The following is an 18,493-nucleotide window of genomic DNA, read 5'->3' as shown; positions in this document are numbered from 1 at the left end:
TTATAAATTTTGTAAAATTCTTTTTAATTCTCCAGTTTTAGATAATTTAATAATTATATCACAACCCCCAACTAATTTTCCATTAATCCATAATTGAGGAAAAGTAGGCCAATTAGAAAATATAGGAAGTTCTTTTCTTATGTCAGGATTTTTTAATACATCTATATATTTACATTTTGTAGTATACATAGAAATTATTTCACAAGCTTTAGCTGAAAAACCACAACTAGGATATTTTATACTACCTTTCATATATAATATTATAGAATTTTTTTTTATTTGATTTTTTATTTTTTCTAATGCATTCATTTTACTTTTCGCTATAAATTATTTATATAAAAATTATTCTTAAATTTTAACATATTTTAATTTATTATGTAAAAAATTTAAAAATAAAACATAGACATAAACATTTTTTTTTGCAATAATTAATATACATTTTATTGGGGCTGTTTCAGGATTTGACAAATAATTTTAAAATATAAGGTTCATGTCGAGGATCGGTTGCCTCGTTAAAAACCGAAAACAAATATATGCAAACAAAACAAAATATGCTTTAGCAGCCTAAAAACTAATAAAGCCCTTATTATCTAATTATTCTCTTATAAAATAGATATAAAAGGTCATAAAAAAAAGAGATATAATAAAAATTGTTCATGTTTTTATTAAAAAATTTATATAATGAACTATGATTTTATGTTATACGTCTATTTATATTAAAATTTAAAAAAAAAATAGAATAAACATGTAATACCTTTATTAAAAATTATTTGGACGCGGGTTCGAGTCCCGCCAGCTCCAAAAACATTATTTATGTTAATTAAAGATTATTTAAAATTTTAATAAAATACATTAAAATTGTTAATATTATTAAAAATAGGAAAAATATGAAAAAAAGTTTTGATAAACAAGAAATAAAAGAACACAAAATTAAAAAAAAAGAAAAAGAAACAAAAAAAGAGATTAAAAATAAAATTAAAAAATTAAACAAAAAATTTAAAAAAATAAAAAAACTAGAAAAAGAAATAACATTAAGAGAACAAGCTTCTATAGAAAATATTAAAAAAGAAACTAATAAAAAAATTAAAAATATAAAAAAAACATATTTACTAATGTTTTTAAAAAAAATAAGTAAAGTAATAAAAAAGTTAAAAAAATTAAACAAAAAAATAAAAAAAAATAAAATAGATAATGAAGCTGTTATACAAGGAATACCTTTAATATTAAAATCTATTTTAAATATAAAAAATAAATATAAAATTTAATAAAAAAAATAAGTAAAAATAAAATATCAAAAAAAAATTATATATTCCAATTTATATTTTTCTTTTTTAATTTAGTTAAAATATTGTTTACTTTAGAAAAATGTTTACATCCTATAAAACCATTATAAGCTGAATAAGGTGATGGATGAGAAGAAATTAATATAATATGTTTTTTAAAATTTATAAATTTTATTTTTTGTTTAGCAAAATTACCCCATAATAAAAAAATAACATTTTTTTTATATTTATTTATTTTTTTTATAACAACATTTGTAAAATTTAACCACCCAATTTTTTTATGAGAACCAGGTTTATCTTTTTCCACCGTTAGAATAGAATTTAACAAAAATACACCTTGTAATGCCCATTTTTTTAAAAATCCATGAGATGGGTAAACAAAATTTTTTATATCTGACTTAAGTTCTTTAAATATATTTCTTAAAGAAGGGGGAATATTTTGACCGTATCTTACAGAAAAAGCTAGACCATTAGCTTGATTAAAATTACTATATGGATCTTGACCAACTATAACTACTTTTATTTTATCAAAATTAGTATATTTAAAAGCAGAAAACACTTCATTACAAGAAGGATATATAATACTTTTTTTTCTCTCTTTTTTTAAAAATTTTAACATTTTTAAAAAATATTTTTTTTTTTTTTCAGTCTTTAATAAACTTCTCCAAGTTATTATTTGTTTCATATTTCAATATATATAAATAATTAAATAAAATTTTTAAAATAAACTCTTATATAAAAATAATTATACAAAAAATTTATAGGAAAATATATGACTTTAGTAACTAAACAAGCACCTAATTTTGTTTCTTCAGCTATTTTGAAAAATAATGAAATTATTGATAATTTTAATTTTAAAAAATATATAAAAAACAATATAACAGTATTATTTTTTTGGCCTATGGATTTTACTTTTGTGTGTCCAACAGAAATAATAGAATTTAATAAACATTACAACAAATTTAAAAAAAATAATGTAAAAATAATAGGTGTATCATGTGATTCAATATATTCACATTATACATGGAAAAATATTTCTATTAAAAATGGTGGAATAGGAAATTTAAATTACATTATAGTTTCTGACATAAAAAAAGAAATTCAAAAATCATATGAAATAGAACATCCAAAACTAGGCATATCTCTAAGAGCAACTTTTTTAATAGATTCTGACGGAATAATAAAACATGAAATTGTTAACGATTTACCTTATGGAAGAAGTGTAAAAGAAATTATTAGAATGATAGATGCATTAAACTTTCATAAAAAAAATGGTTATGTATGTCCATCAGACTGGAATAACAAAAAAAAAGGAATACATCCTTCTACAGAAGGGCTAAAAAAATATATACAAAATAAAACTTAAAAAAAATAAACCAGCAATAAAGATTGCTGGTTTAATCATTAAGAAAATTTTCTTAACAAATGCAAATTTTTTATTTAAACAAAATCATTTTCTGTAAAATTATCCTCTGCATTTTCTATAGAATCTTTATTGCTAAAATCAAAATTATTTTTTTCTATATTTTGTAATTTAGAACTATCTATATTTTCTACTAAGAAATTCTCTCTAGAGTTTTCAACATTGTCTAAATTGTTTACAGAATTTTTTTCTAAATTGAAAATATTAGTATTATTAACATCATTTATTACAGTTGAATCATATCTATTAGAATGAAACAAACTACTTAACAAATTTCCAAATACAATACCACCAGCAACTCCTGAAGCAGTTTGTAAAGCATTACTTAAAAAACTACCATTATTTCCATAACAACCAAAACTTTCATTATATCTATAATTATTACTATTTTCATAATTATATTTTTTGTTAAAACTATCTTTTTTAAAATTACTCTCTTTATTAAATTTTTCAGTTGAACTATTATCTTTAGAATTAAAAAAATTAGATAAAAAACTTTTTTTAGTATTTTTCTTAAATTTCTTTAAATTTGACATTTCATTTTTCAACTCATTCACATAATTATTAAGTCTTGCTATTAGTTCATCTTGAACTAACAAAAATTGAACCATATAATAATGTGAGTTAGTATTTTTTTTTGAAAGTTTTGTTATTAAATTATTAGCCTCCTCATCTTTTTTAAAAAATTTTTTTTCTGCTTTACTAATTTTTTTAAATAAATTTTCAATTAATATTTTTTCTTCAGAATTCATAAATTTCACCATATTTATATAATAAAAAGAGCTCTGAATAAGAATTAAACTACAAGTATATATAAATAACTATAAAAATTTATAATATAAGTATTATAACTTAATTTAATTATATAAAATATTTATAATATTCTAAAATAATTAAAAAAAATATATATTTAAATTTTATATATTATAAATAATTGTATTTAAATTTTACTTAACAAAATCCGTCATGATATAGTTTTATTATTATAAAAATTATATAAAGAGAAAAATATGAAAAATATTTCTAAAAATATAATAAAAGTATATATAGAAAAAGAACTTACTAATTCATATTTAGACTATGCAATGTCAGTAATAATTGGAAGAGCGTTACCAGATGTAAGAGATGGATTAAAACCAGTACATAGAAGAATTTTATTTGCTATGAACATTTTAAAAAATTTTTATAATAAACCATACAAAAAATCTGCAAGAATAGTTGGAGATGTAATAGGAAAATATCATCCACATGGAGATTCTGCTGTATACGAAGCTATAGTTAGAATGGCACAACCATTTTCATTAAGATATATGTTAATAAAAGGACAAGGAAATTTTGGATCAATAGATGGAGATTCAGCGGCAGCTATGAGATATACTGAAATAAAAATGTCTAAAATATCTCATGAATTCTTAAATGATTTAAACAAAGATACTGTTAAATTTATATCTAACTATGATGATACTGAAAAAATACCAATAGTTCTACCAACTAAAATACCTAACCTACTAATAAATGGTTCTTCAGGAATAGCAGTAGGTATGGCTACAAATATACCGCCACATAATCTTAATGAAATAATAGATGGATGTTTAAAATATTTAGATAATAAAAAAATATCTTTAAAAAAATTAATGAAGATAATACCTGGTCCCGATTTTCCTACAGCAGGTATAATATATGGATCAGAAGGAATTAAAAAAGCATATAAAACAGGAAAAGGAAAAATATATATAAGAGCAAAAAGTATTATTAAAAAAAATAAAAAAACAAAAAAAGAGTTTATAGTAATTAAAGAAATACCTTATCAAGTTAATAAATCTAAATTAATAGAAAAAATTTCTGAATTAATAAAAGAGAAAAAGATAGAAGGAATAAGTACCTTAAGAGATGAATCTGATAAAGATGGAATGAGAATAGTAATTGAAATAAAACGAGAAGCAATAGCTGAAGTTATTTTAAATAAATTATATTTACTAAGTAAACTTCAAATTTCTTTTGGAATAAACATGGTAGCATTATATAATGGAAAACCTAAAATAATGTCTTTAAAAGAAATTTTAGATGCTTTTTTATATCATAGAAAAGAAATAGTAACTAGAAGAAGTATTTTTGAGTTAAAAAAAAACAATAAAAAATCGCATTTATTAGAAGGATTTATAATAGCTGTTAATAACATCGACTGTATTATAAATATTATAAAAAAATCAAACAAAACATCATATATAAAAAACATATTAATAAAAAAAAAATGGAAATTTCACAAAAATAATTTTTATAATATGTATTTAGAAAAAAATAAATTATTAAAAAAATGTAAAATAGTTAAAAAAAATGAAATGAAGGAAGAATATTCCCTTACTAAAAAGCAAGTTAAAGCAATACTAAATCTAAAATTATCTAAAATTACTAATTTAGAGAATAAAAAAATTTGTGAAAAATATAAAAATATATTAAGTAAAATAAAATATTTAATAAACATATTAAATAATAAAAATAAATTAGTTGAAGTAATAAAAAAAGAATTGTTAGAAACTAAAAATTGTTTTGGTGATATAAGAAGAACTAGAATAAAACATAATGCTTCTAAAATAAATATAGAAGATATTATTACAAAAAAAGATGTTGTAGTAACTTTATCAAATTCTGGATATGTAAAATATCAACCTTTATCTGATTATAATGCGCAAAAAAGAGGAGGGAAAGGTAAATTAGCTGCAAAAATAAAAGAAAAAGATTTTATAGAATGTTTGTTAGTCACTAATACTCACGACATAATATTATGTTTTTCTAGTAAAGGTATAATTTATTGGATGAAAGTATATCAATTGCCTAGTTCCAGCAGAAATACTAGAGGAAAACCTATAATAAATTTATTACCATTAAGTTTTAACGAAAGAATTACAGCGATATTACCATTATCAAAATATAGTGAAAATAAAAATATTTTTATGGCTACATCAAATGGAATAGTAAAAAAAACTACGTTAACAAAATTTAAAAAGCAAAGAAATTCAGGTATTATTGCTATAAATCTTAGTAAAGGAGATGAATTAATAGGAGTTTCTTTAACTAATGGCCAAAACACTATAATGTTATTTACATCTCATGGAAAAGTAGTTCATTTTTCTGAAAAGCATGTAAGAAAAATGGGTAGAACTGCTGCTGGAGTAAGAGGAATAAAAATAAACAAAAAAGACAAGGTTGTTTCTTTAATTGTTCCAAAAAAAAATGGAGAAATACTAACAGTTACAAAAAATGGATATGGTAAAAGAACAAAAATTTCAGAATTTCCAATAAAATCTAGAGCTACTAGAGGTATAATTTCTACTAAAATTACAAAAAAAAATGGAGTAGTAATAGCTTCTATACAAGTTACTAAAAAAAATGAAATAATAATAATTACTAATTCAGGAGTTTTAGTTAGAACTAGAGTTTCAGAAATAGGTATTTTAAGCAGAAATACGCAAGGAGTAATATTAATTAGAACTAATAAAAAAGCAAAAGTAGTTGCAATACAAAAAGTTACTATTCCTTATTCTGAAAAAAATGTATAAAAAATTTTTAGAAATAAATTAATTTAAATATGACGAAGAATAAATATTAAAAATATATAATAAAAAAATATTTAATATTAATAATATTTAAAATGTTTAAAAAATAAAATATTTTTTGATATATATTTTTTAATATAAAATATATATAATATTTTTTATAGAAATAAGATATAATAATTTTCTTATTTCTATAAAAGGTTCATACTAATTGTTTAAAAATTGAATAGAAGTTACAGCTGTTGTATAAACTATATCTTCTACTGTTGCTCCTCTAGATAAATCATTTACAGGTTTATTTATTCCTTGTAATATAGGACCTATAGAAGTAGATTGAGTAGCATTTTGAACTGCTTTATAAACAGAATTACCAGTATTTAAATCAGGAAATATAAATATATTAGCTTTTCCCGCTATTGCAGAATTATATTTTTTTAATTTAGATATACTACTGCTAATTGCTACGTCATATTGTACTGGTCCATCTATTAACAAATCAGGTCTATTTTTTTTAACAAGTAAAGTAGCTTCATTAACTTTATCAACTAAAGGCCCATACCCAGATGATTTAGTTGAATAAGATATCATAGCTATTCTTGGTAACATTCCAAATTTTAATGCAGAATTTGCTGTTTCAATAGCAATTTCAGCTAACTGAACATAATTAGGATTAGGATTTATAGCACAATCAGCATATATTATTACCCTATCATTTAATAACATAAAGAAAAATGATGATATTAAAGAAGATGTTTTTTTTGTTTTTATAATTTGAAAAGCAGGTCTAATAGTATTAGCTGTAGTATTAGTACAACCTGAAATTAAACAATCTATTTCATTATTTTTTAACATTAAAGTAGCTAAAACACAATTATCTTTTAGCATTTCTTTTGCTGAGTTTTTATCTAAATGTTTTGGTAATCTACTTTTTATAAAAAAATCTATATAGTTATTTCTTATTTTATATGGATTTATAATTTGTATGTTTTTATCTAAAATTATGTTATTTTTTTTTGAAACTTTTTTTATTATATTAGGATCACCTAATAAAATACAATTTGCTATTTTTTTTTCAGAACATAAGGAGACTGCTTTTAAAATTCTAGGTTCATAACCTTCAGGAAATATAATTTTATGATCTAATGATTTAGCTTTTTCTTTTAAATTATATTTGAAAAAAAAAGATGTTAAAAATTTATTTTTAATTTTATTGAAAATTAATTTTATAAATTTATTTATATTAAAATTAAATACATTTTTTTTAAATAAATTATTTTTATTAGAAAAAATTATATTTTTAAAATAAGTACAACATTTAATTTTTTCAATTAATTCTATCAAACTTTTTTTAGTAACAAATATTGGAATTTTCTTTTTATAAAAATCTAAAAATAAATAAGTTAATTTTCTCGTATTTTTATTATTACAAATAAATAATACTGATCCTATTTTATAATTGTTGTTAACAATAAAAAAAAAATCTTTTAAAGTATTTTTATCATTAACATCTATTATGAAAAAATGATATTTATAAAATTTTTTTGAGCGTTTAATATTTATATTATTAAAGATAAAAAATTTTATTTTTCTTAAAAATGTTTTTTTGTCATATAAATATTTTAAATTTAAATATTTCAAAATTTTTGAAACACAAATTCTTTTTGATTTTATTTTATATATAAAAATACCTAATAAGTTGAATAAGACATGTAAGTTATATTTTTTTTTTATTTCTTTTATATATTCAATTTTTTTATCATATTTATTATCTATGCAAAATTTAGATCTAAATGAATTAATTATATCTTTTTTTTTATTATACTTATTTATTATCACCCCTAATATAGATTCTTTTGAATAAGAAAAATCTTTTAAAACAATTTTATTCATAATATCAAAATTAATACCATTAAAAATTTTATTAAAATTAGAAATAAATATAATTTTAGCATTTATGCTTTTAGCAAAATTTATGTTAAAACTTCTCTCAATCAAACTATTTTTTTTAGTATTTATTCCTTCTATTAATATTATATCTGCTAAATTTTTAATTGAACTATATTTTTTTATAGATTTTTCTAATAAAAAACTATATTCTGAATCATTTTCTAACATTTCTAAATTTTTTATTAAAGTTGGATTTATAAAGTTATTTATTTTTTTCTTTAAAAAAAAATTAGTTGTATCATCTAAAAAATTATTTTTAGTTTTTTCATGAAGTATTTTAAAAAAAAATGAACTAAATTTTTTTTTAGTAACAAAACTAAAAAAGTTATATATAATATCAGTTAAATGAACATTATTTCCTATAGGAATAAAAATTATTGATCTAGACAAAATAACACCTATAATTTTATTATTTTATTTTAAATATAAATAATATAATATTAAAATTTTATTTAAACTAAATCAAATCAAAAGTATCTTTAGCTATTATTATTTCTTCATTAGTTTTAATAACTAATATAGGTATAGAATTTTCCTTATTTATAAAAGAAAAATCTTTACAATAAATGTCATTTTTATTTTTGTCAACAAAAAAGTTTAAAGAATTTAATTTACTAATAGTAATTTCTCTCATTAATTTAGAATTTTCTCCTATACCGCCTGTAAAAATTAAAGCATCTATATTTTTATTTATTAAGAAAAAATATGAACTAATATATTTAACTAATCTATAACAAAATATATCTATTGAAATTTTAGATCTTTTAGAAATAAAATATTTTTTTTCAGAATATCTAAAATCACTACTTTTTTCATTTAATCCAATTATTCCAGACTTATTATTTAATATTTCTTTTATTTGTTTAATTTCTAATTTCAATTCTTCGTTCATATAAAATATTATAGATGGATCTATATCACCAGATCTAGTCCCCATTACTAAACCTTCTAATGGAGTAAAACCCATAGATGTGTCTATGCAAAAACCGTTTTTTATTACAGATACTGAAGATCCACTACCAAGATGACAAATTATAACATTTAATTCACTTAACTTTTTTTTTGTTATTTTAGAAAATTTTTTTAATATATATGTACAACTAATTCCATGGGCGCCATACTTTCTAATTTTATGTTTATAAAAAAATTTATTTGGTATTGCATATAAATACGCTCTTTTTGGTAAACTGCTATGAAAACTAGTGTCAAATACTGCTACATTTTTTTTATATAAATTTGGAAAATATTTTAATATTTGCTTTATTCCTATTAAATTAAGTGGATTATGAATAGGAGCCAAAGAAATTAACTCTTCTAAATGTTTCAATACTGAATTATTTATAATGACAGATTTCTTAAATTTATCACCTCCATTAACAACTCTATGCCCTATACCTATTACACTTGAAAAAAGTTTTTTATTATATTTTAATAAAATTTTTTTTATAATAAAATTTATAGCATCTTTATGTGACATCTTATAATTTTTTTTTTCATAAAAATTTTTATGCTTTGTTATGCATTTTATATAAGAAATAGGCAAATTTAATGAACTTACTTCTCCTTCTAAAAATTTTTTTTCATTTATAGGATCTATAATAGAAAATTTCACAGAAGAGCTGCCACAATTTAAAACTAAAATTAAATTTTTCATATATTAAATACCTTAACCAAGTTTTTAAATAACTGTTATAATTTAATTATTTATTAAAATATTAACAACTATATAAAACATAAATTAAAAAAATATATATAAAATATATAATTTAAAAAATTTATTAATTATATTTTTGCCAAAAGTAAAATTCTAAAAATAATATTTTTAATAATTTTATTTCATATATTTTATATTATTAAATATAATTTTTATATTAAATTAAAAAAAATATTAAAATTTTTATATATATATTTTTTTTTTAAAAAAAAATGAAAAAAAATATTTGTTTAATGTCATATTAAAATTTTTTTTTAATTAAAAGTTACATTTCTATAAAAAAAATATTTTATAAATTTTATTTTTTTTTAAATTTAATTTTAATTTTTTATTATAATTAAATTTTATTATTTTTATATCAAAAAATTTATATAATAAAACATTTGAAAAATTAAATTTTATATATCAAATATAAAAAAAATTTAATAATATTAAAAACTATTTTATATAATGTTTATAAATTTTTTAATTTAAAATTTTAACAAAAAGTTATATGTTTTTTTAAAACTTATTTTTAAAATTAATTAAAACTATTAAAAAACAATATAAACTAAATTAAAAGTTTGTTAATAAAAAATTTTTAGTATTTACATAAAAAAAATAATAAATTTTATATATAAATTAATAAAAAAATTATTTAAAAAAAAATATTTAAAATATAATAATGTTTTTATTACTACATATTAAACAAAATTTATTTTTATATATTTTATACATTTAAAATTTTTATATATCTTTTATATTTAATTTTAAAAACATTTTTTTTTTGTATTCTTTTAAAACAGGCTTAATAATTAAATCTAGATCTCCATTTAATACTTTATCTAAGCAATATAAACTTAAATCTATTCTGTGATCTGTAATTCTATTTTGAGAAAAATTATATGTTCTATTTCTATCAGATCTTTCTCCACTTCCTAACAAACTCTTTCTTATGTTAGATTTTCTTTCTTGATTTTTTTTTTCTTCTTGATTCTTTATTCTTGCATATAATATTTCCATAGCTTTAGATTTGTTTTTATGTTGTGATCTTTCATTTTGACATTCTACTACATTACCAGTTGGTAAATGTGTAATTCTTATAGCTGAATCAGTTGTATTTACATGTTGCCCGCCAGCTCCTGAAGATTTAAAAGTATCTATCCTCAAATCAGAATTTTTTATAAAAATTTTTTTTTTATCATTACTATCAGGTATTATAGCAACAGTACAAGTTGATGTATGAGTTCTTCCTTGATTTTCAGTTTTAGGTATTCTCTGAACTCTATGACCTCCAGATTCAAGATTTAAATTTTTTAAAGAATTTCTTCCATTTACTTTAATTATAGCTTCTTTGAAGCCTCCTCTATCTCCATATATTATATTCATTATTTTAGTTTTCCATTTTTTTCTGTCTGCGTATTTTATATACATTTTAAATAAATCTCCAGCAAAAATAGATGCTTCATCTCCTCCAGACGCAGATCTGATTTCTATATAACATCCATTTTTATTACTATATGTTTTAGTAGAAAAAAAGTTATATATTTTTTTTTCTATTAATTTATTTTTTTTTTTTACCATTTTACACTCTTCTTTAGCTAAATTACACAAATCTACATCTGAAAATAAATCAATATGTTGATTTATTATTTTTTCATTTTTTTTCCAATTATTAAATAAATTTATTATATATTTTAATTTATAATATTCTTTAGATAAATTATTAAATTTTTTTTCATACTTTTTATAACTAGCTTTATAAAGATTTTTTTCAATTTTTTTTATTCTAATTGTAAATAATAATAATTTTTCATTAATAAAATTTTTCATATACTTTGCTCTATAAGGTTAAAAAACATTTATATAAATTTTTATTTTTAATAAAAAATATAATAAGATAATATACTTAAAAATGTTTAACTAACATTTAATTTCGTTAATCTAATATAATATATTATAGACATATAATAATAATTTTACATAAAACAAATATATATTAATTACAAAAATATATTGAACAAAAATGTTTTAAATAATTAAAATATTTTTATTTAATATATAAATATTTTTAATAATTTTTATTCAAAATACAATGTTAAAATATTATAAAAATAACAAGACATTTATTAAAATATATTTAATAAAATACTTTTATAAAAGGAAACCTTTAAAATATGAAAATATTTTCTGGAAATGCTACATTAAGTTTAGCAAAAGATATAGCAAAATATTTAAATAAAAAATTAGGAATAGCAGAAGTAACAAAATTTAGTGATGGAGAAATAAGTGTTAATATAAATGAAAATGTTAGAGGACATGATGTATTTATAATACAATCTACTTGTTATCCTGTAAATGATAATATAATGGAACTAATTATAATAATAGATGCTTTAAAAAGAGCTTCAGCAAAAAGAATAACTGCAGTTATACCATATTTTGGGTATGCAAGACAAGATAGAAGAATAAAATCATACAGAGTTCCTATCACAGCAAAAGTAATAGCTAGTTGTTTGTCCAATGTAGGAGTAAATAGAGTTCTTACAGTAGATTTACATTCTGAACAAATTCAAGGATTTTTTGATATACCTATAGATAACGTTTTTACTAGCCCTGTTATAGCTAAAGATATAAAAAAAAATATAAAAATTAAAAAACCAGTTTTAGTATCTCCAGATATAGGAAGTATAGTAAGAACTAGAACAATAGCTGAATTATTAAATTCTAATGATATAGCTATAATAGATAAAAGAAGATCTAAAAATAATGAATCTCAAGTAATGAATATAATAGGAAAAGTGAAAAAAAGAAATTGTATATTAATTGATGATATAATAGATACAGCTGGTACATTGTGCAATGCAGCAAACATGTTAAAAAAAAAAGGAGCTAAAAAAATTTTTTCATATTCCACTCATCCAGTATTTTCAGGAAAAGCAGATTACAATTTAAAAAACTCTTTTATAGATGAAATTATAGTTTGTGATACTATACCTTTATCAAAAAAAATAAAAAATATAAAAAAAGTACGAACAATAAAATTATCAAAAATGTTATCTGAAGCTATAAGAAGAATAAATAAAGAAAAATCTATATCTGAGATGTTTTTAATATAAACATAAAATTTTATAGAAAAAATGTAAAATATTTTTAAAAAATATGTTAAGAAATAAAATATTAAACATAATTTAATAAAATTTAAGAACTATTTATAAAAAATAAAGACAAAGTATTTTTATCTTTGTCTTTTAATTTTTACAAAAATGTTAAAATTATAAAAAATTATGTATAAAATAGTTTAAATATAAAAAATTATACTATTTAAAAAATTAAACTATAAAATTTTTAACAAGATTTTAACATTTTTTTAATATCTAATATTTAAAAACAATATATTAATAATTATTAACAACGATGAAATAAAAAAAATTATTTTTTCTAAAATTTTACTTGACATAGAAATATCATATTTTTTTATAAAAAAAAGATCATATTTTTTATTATAAAAATCTATTATTATTTTAAAGTACAAATATACTCCTATAATACTACTAAATATTAAACCAATCATTAAAAACCATAATTTATTTTCTATAATAGAATAAATTAAATATAATTTACTAATAAAACCTATAGTAAAAGGAATTCCAGATAAAGAAAAGAAAACAATTGATAAAGCAATAGATAATAAAGGAAATGAATTATATAAGTTAAAAAAAATATTTTCTTTATATATATTATTATACATATTATTTTTAATATAATATTTTTTTACTATTGTCATTGCGCTGAAAATACAAATGTTACAAATAATATAATTTAAAAAATAAAAAAAAATATTTTCTTTAAAAAAAACAAATTTGTCAAAAACTAATAAAATTAACATTAAATATCCAACTTGACTAATAGATGCATAACCTAATAATCTTTTAATATTATTTTGTAAATTTGCTAATAAATTTCCAAAACACATAGAAAAAAAAGAAAATATTTCAATTAAATTTAAAAAAAAAGTTTCTTTTGATAAAAAAGTATTAGTAAAAACATATAATAAAAAACTAAAAAAAGATATTTTATTTAAAACAGAAAAACAAATCAAAAAAACAGGGTTAGAAATTTTATATACATCTGGAAAAATAAAATGAAATGGAAATATGGACATTTTAAAAAATATTCCAGACAAAATCATCCATAAACCGAAAAATAGAAAAATTTTTTTATATATATCACTGTTATCAACAAAATTATATAAATTAGAATATTCTAAACTACCAGAAATAAAATAAATTAATCCAATTCCAAATAAAACAAAAATAGAACTAAAACTAGAAAATAATATATATTTTAATGAAGCCTCTATAGCTTTTTTATTGTTATTAAAAAAATAAATTAAACCTACTGTAGACAATGTTATTATTTCCATGCTAACAAAAAAAACAGACATATGTTTAGAAAAATTTAATGATAAACTTCCTAAAGATAGTGCAAGTAATATTATATAATATTCTTTTTTATACATTTTATTCTTTTTATAATAAAAATGCACAAAAAAAGAAGTAATTAAACTAGTTAATAAAATTAAAATTGCAAAAAAAATAGAATATATGTCAAAATGGAAAAAAAAATTTTTTTTAAACATTAAACTATCTTTAAATACAAATAAATAAATAATAGTAAATAATATTCCTAAAAAAGTGTTTATAAACATTACTAAATTACTTATTTCAAATACAACAAAAAATATTCCTATTGAAATACTACACATAATAATAAAAAATGGTATAAATTCTATCCATTTTAAAATTGTTTCTAACATTTTAAATACTTCCTTATCTTCAATAAATTAATCAACATTTTTATATAAAAAATCATTATAAAAATCAAATTTATAAAGTATAAAATTTGGAAACAAACCTATTAAAATTAATAAACAAGTTAATAATAATATTGTAAAAATTTCTAAAAAATTTATATTATGAAATTTTATTTTATTTTTTAATTCTCCATAAAAAATTCTATGAAACATTTTTAATGAACAAAAAACAAAAAACATCAAACTAATTATACAAATAATAGAAATCTTAGGACAAAATAAAAAAAGACCTAAAAAAATTAACAATTCACTAATAAAATTTCCTGTACCAGGTAATCCAAAATTAGATAAAGAAAAAAATAAAAAAAATTCAGGTATAATATTAATTTTATCCCATAATCCACCAACTTTATTTAAATTGTAAGTTTGTATTTGTTTATACAACTTGCTAGATAGCACGAAAAGAGCAGTAGAACAAATAGTACTAGAAATTATATACAGTAATAATCCTTCATAAGATATATTATTAATATTAAATATAGATACTAACATTATTCCTGAGTGCGCAATATTTATGTATGATAATATATATTTTAAATTATTTTTTATGCTAGCCATAAAAATTCCATAAAAAATGTTTATTACTCCTAATAATATTCCTAAAATTTGAATTCTATAAAAAACGTTATGAGATAATGGAATAAAAAATCTTAAAATACTATATACACCTACTTTAGATAAAAAACCTAATAAATCTACAGAATTACCTATAGGAGAATAATACGAAAAAGATGGAAGCCAAGTATGAAATGGAACAGAAGGCATTTTTACTAAAAAAGATAATAAAAAACCAAATAAAACAAAATATTCTGTAAAATTTGAACTTAAAAAAGAATTTTTTAACAAATTAAAATCAAAAGTCCATATTCCATTTATACTATAATTATAATGAACTAATAATAATATAGAAGAAAACATTATTAAAGATGATATCTGACTATGTAAAAAAAAACTTTTCACACATTTTATTTTATTTTTGTAATTAGTCTTTAACCCATAAAAAATGTTTAAAAAACAAATTGGAAATATCATTATTTCCCAAAAACAGAAAAATAAAAATAAATCTTTGGATAAAAAAACACCAATTATACTAGAAAATAAAATTAATACATTTAAATAAAAAGCTCCAGAATTACTATTTTTCTCATTCCAACTAAAAATTATTGAAACAAAGCATAATAAAGTTAATAAAAAAATCATATATATAGAAAATCTATCTAATGCTAAATTAATGCTAATATCTAATTTACACATTAAAGGAAAAAAAAATTTTTCGTACCATAAATCATCACAATATATATTAGAAACATCATAAAAATGATTTTTAAAAATTATAGTATTTAATAAAAAAACTAAAACTATAGAAAAAATTGCAATAAATTTAGCTAATGTTCTACTATATAAATATAATATCCATGAAAAAATTCCTCCTAAAAAAGGAATAATAATAAGAAAAGGAAGTAACATTTTAAATTTAACCTTTTTAAAATAACTTTTAAAAATTTATAAAAGTTTTAAATTTTTAAAAAAAATAAAATAGAAAAAAAATACAATTTTTATATAAAAATTATACTACTAAAAACTAATAAGGAAACTAAAAAAAATATTAATATATACTTTCTCAAGTAACCAGAATGTAAAAATAAAATAATTTTATTTAAAAGCATTATAACAAATGAAATAAAACAAATTAAAATTTTAAAAACATCTCTATAAAATATTATAGACAAGTATTTATAAATATTTTTCAAAAAATTATAAAATTTATTAAAATATAAATCATTTATAAAAATTTCATTTAAAAAATTATAAATTTTATTAAACAAAAATATTTTTTTTAAAAAAAATATTTTTTCATTAATGAAAAAATATGAAAAAAAACTAAAAATTGTTATTATACTTAACAAAAATTCTAAAGAAACATAATATTTACTAATTGTGAAAAAATTAGAAAAAAAACTTGATAAATCTGGAATTATAAATATTCCAAAAAAAGTAGACAAAAATAATAAAATGCACAATGGAATATTATGAAAAATATTGCTATTTAATTCGTATAAAAAAACTTTTTTTTTAATAAATAAAATATTTAACATCAGTCTAGCAGTATAAAATATAGTAAAAATAGCACCAAATAAAGCTATATAAAATAATGCATAGTTTTTTGACTCAAATATTTTAAATAATATTTCTCCCTTACTATAAAAACCTAGAGTTATTATAGGAAAAGACATTAAAGACATTAAACCAATTAAAAAAGAAAAATAAACTATTTGACTTTTTTTATTAGAAAAAGTCATTTTAAATATGTCTTTTTCATTTTTATTGCAAAATATTATAGATGAAGCTGAAAGGAACAATAAAGTTTTAAAAATTGCATGAGATATTAAAAATGAAATAGCAAAATTCCAAGATTTTATTCCTATAGATAAAAACATATATCCTATTTGACTAATTGTAGAATATGCTAAAATTTTTTTAATATCCCTATGAAACATAGCTGAAACACTTCCTAATACTATTGAAAATAAACTAAATATAGATATTAAATTAAATATATAATCATTAAATAAAAAAATATCTTTAATTCTAGAAATTAAATATACACCGGATGTTACCATAGTAGCAGAATGTATCAAAGCAGAAGCTGGAGTAGGCCCAACCATAGCATATGGCAACCATGTATGAAATGGAAATTGAGCTGATTTAGATATTGATGCTAAAAATAAAAATAAACAAACAAATTTAACTAAATATAAGTTTTTAAAATTATTATTATCATGTAAAAAATTTGATATATCAACTATATTAAAAGTATGAAAAATATAATATATAAAAAATATAGATATTAAAAAAAATATATCACTTAACTTAGAAATTAAAAAAGATTTCATAGAAAAAAGTATATTTTTAAAATCTTTATAATAAAAACTTACTAATAAATATGAACAAATTCCTACGCTTTCCCATCCAAGGTAAATTAATAAAAAATTATCTGACAAAACTAAAATAGACATACTAGATATAAATAAATTTATATATGCAAAAAATTTTATTATTTCATTTTCAAAAAACATATTCCAATAAGAAAAAAAATAAACTAATAAACCAATTCCAGTTATAATTAATAACATTGATAAAGACAATTCATCTAATAAAAAACTTATATTAAATTTAAAATCATTTATATCTACTAAATTATATATATTAAAAATAAAACATTTTTCTTTTAATATATTTATAAGATATAAACTAAAAATGCTAGAACAAAAAGATATAAACAACGTAATTAAACCAATAAAAAATAAAAATTTTTTATTTAAAATTTTTTTAAAAAAAATTAATGCAAAAAATCCTAACATAGGAGATAAAATTGTTAAAAGAATAATGCTCATTTTTTTAACTCACTCAATGAATCTATATTTAATGTATTGTTAATTTTATAAAACTTAAATAGAAAGGATAAACTTACACAAACTTCTGCTGCAGAAGTAGTAATTATAAATATATACATTACGTTTCCATCAGAACTATTCCAAAAATTACTAGATATAACAAAAAGAAGTAAACATGCATTTGTCATAATTTCTATTCCTATTAACATAAAAAAAAGATTTTTCTTAAGAATAAAAATTAAAACTCCTAATAAAAACATAATTACACAAAATATAAAACAATTAAGTATAGACATTGTTAAACCTTAAATAAAAAATAAGA

At 18.3% G+C, this 18,493-nt stretch carries 14 protein-coding genes and 1 other RNA gene; 5 read left to right on the top strand and 10 right to left on the bottom strand.

The genetic code is table 11. From position 1 onward, the window contains the following. Entirely contained in the window at positions 1–309 is a 309-nt protein-coding gene (grxD, locus tag RJD23_RS00680) for a Grx4 family monothiol glutaredoxin (protein ID WP_343188336.1), read from the bottom strand. Between the two features lie 136 nt (positions 310–445). Between grxD and ssrA the strand changes: the two genes are divergently transcribed. Beyond that, positions 446–804, top strand: a transfer-messenger RNA (tmRNA) gene (ssrA, locus tag RJD23_RS00675). Between the two features lie 83 nt (positions 805–887). Continuing rightward, positions 888–1,265, top strand: a complete 378-nt coding sequence (gene grpE, locus RJD23_RS00670) for a nucleotide exchange factor GrpE (protein ID WP_343188335.1) — start codon at positions 888–890, stop codon at positions 1,263–1,265. Between the two features lie 37 nt (positions 1,266–1,302). Here the strand turns inward: grpE and ung are convergent, their stop codons facing one another. Next, the gene (ung, locus tag RJD23_RS00665) at positions 1,303–1,968 is read right to left on the bottom strand and encodes a uracil-DNA glycosylase (RefSeq protein WP_343188334.1); all 666 of its coding nucleotides are present in this window, start codon (positions 1,966–1,968) and stop codon (positions 1,303–1,305) included. 87 nt (positions 1,969–2,055) lie between these two features. Between ung and RJD23_RS00660 the strand changes: the two genes are divergently transcribed. Then, positions 2,056–2,649: a redoxin domain-containing protein gene (locus tag RJD23_RS00660; protein WP_343188333.1), complete on the top strand. Its 594-nt coding sequence runs from the start codon at positions 2,056–2,058 to the stop codon at positions 2,647–2,649. Between the two features lie 74 nt (positions 2,650–2,723). On the opposite strand, the gene RJD23_RS00655 is transcribed toward RJD23_RS00660, so the two are convergent. Then, a complete protein-coding gene (locus RJD23_RS00655; protein WP_343188332.1) occupies positions 2,724–3,458 on the bottom strand; it encodes a DUF2076 domain-containing protein in 735 nt (244 codons plus the stop codon). 258 nt (positions 3,459–3,716) lie between these two features. On the opposite strand from RJD23_RS00655, the gene gyrA reads away from it, so the two are divergent. Beyond that, on the top strand, positions 3,717–6,263 hold the full coding sequence (gene gyrA, locus RJD23_RS00650) for a DNA gyrase subunit A (protein WP_343188331.1): 2,547 nt from the start codon (positions 3,717–3,719) through the stop codon (positions 6,261–6,263). A gap of 204 nt (positions 6,264–6,467) precedes the next feature. Here gyrA and pta read toward each other — a convergent pair whose 3' ends face one another. The 3 genes from pta to prfA all read right to left on the bottom strand — a co-directional run bounded on the left by pta (position 6,468) and on the right by prfA (position 11,733). Next, a complete protein-coding gene (gene pta / locus RJD23_RS00645; protein ID WP_343188330.1) occupies positions 6,468–8,597 on the bottom strand; it encodes a phosphate acetyltransferase in 2,130 nt (709 codons plus the stop codon). 67 nt (positions 8,598–8,664) lie between these two features. Then, complete coding sequence (locus RJD23_RS00640; protein WP_343188329.1) at positions 8,665–9,861, bottom strand: acetate/propionate family kinase; 1,197 nt, start codon at positions 9,859–9,861, stop codon at positions 8,665–8,667. A 786-nt stretch (positions 9,862–10,647) separates the two neighbouring features. Next, entirely contained in the window at positions 10,648–11,733 is a 1,086-nt protein-coding gene (gene prfA / locus RJD23_RS00635) for a peptide chain release factor 1 (protein WP_343188328.1), read from the bottom strand. Between the two features lie 344 nt (positions 11,734–12,077). Here prfA and RJD23_RS00630 point away from each other — a divergent pair, with 344 nt between their 5' ends. After that, positions 12,078–13,019, top strand: coding sequence for a ribose-phosphate pyrophosphokinase (locus RJD23_RS00630; RefSeq protein ID WP_343188327.1), 942 nt, complete (start codon positions 12,078–12,080; stop codon positions 13,017–13,019). Between the two features lie 251 nt (positions 13,020–13,270). Here the strand turns inward: RJD23_RS00630 and RJD23_RS00625 are convergent, their stop codons facing one another. The 4 genes from RJD23_RS00625 to nuoK all read right to left on the bottom strand — a co-directional run bounded on the left by RJD23_RS00625 (position 13,271) and on the right by nuoK (position 18,467). After that, positions 13,271–14,719, bottom strand: coding sequence for an NADH-quinone oxidoreductase subunit N (locus RJD23_RS00625; RefSeq protein WP_343188326.1), 1,449 nt, complete (start codon positions 14,717–14,719; stop codon positions 13,271–13,273). 27 nt (positions 14,720–14,746) lie between these two features. After that, a complete protein-coding gene (locus RJD23_RS00620; protein ID WP_343188325.1) occupies positions 14,747–16,243 on the bottom strand; it encodes a complex I subunit 4 family protein in 1,497 nt (498 codons plus the stop codon). An 89-nt stretch (positions 16,244–16,332) separates the two neighbouring features. Then, entirely contained in the window at positions 16,333–18,171 is a 1,839-nt protein-coding gene (locus RJD23_RS00615; protein ID WP_343188324.1) for an NADH-quinone oxidoreductase subunit 5 family protein, read from the bottom strand. Further along, positions 18,168–18,467, bottom strand: coding sequence for an NADH-quinone oxidoreductase subunit NuoK (nuoK, locus tag RJD23_RS00610; protein ID WP_343188323.1), 300 nt, complete (start codon positions 18,465–18,467; stop codon positions 18,168–18,170). The genes RJD23_RS00615 and nuoK overlap by 4 nt, the downstream gene beginning before the upstream one ends. Positions 18,468–18,493: the final 26 nt, after the last annotated feature.

This window comes from Buchnera aphidicola (Ceratoglyphina bambusae), from assembly GCF_039363085.1.
Lineage (GTDB): Bacteria > Pseudomonadota > Gammaproteobacteria > Enterobacterales > Enterobacteriaceae > Buchnera_G > Buchnera_G aphidicola_E.
This window is presented reverse-complemented; position numbering and strand designations above follow the sequence as displayed.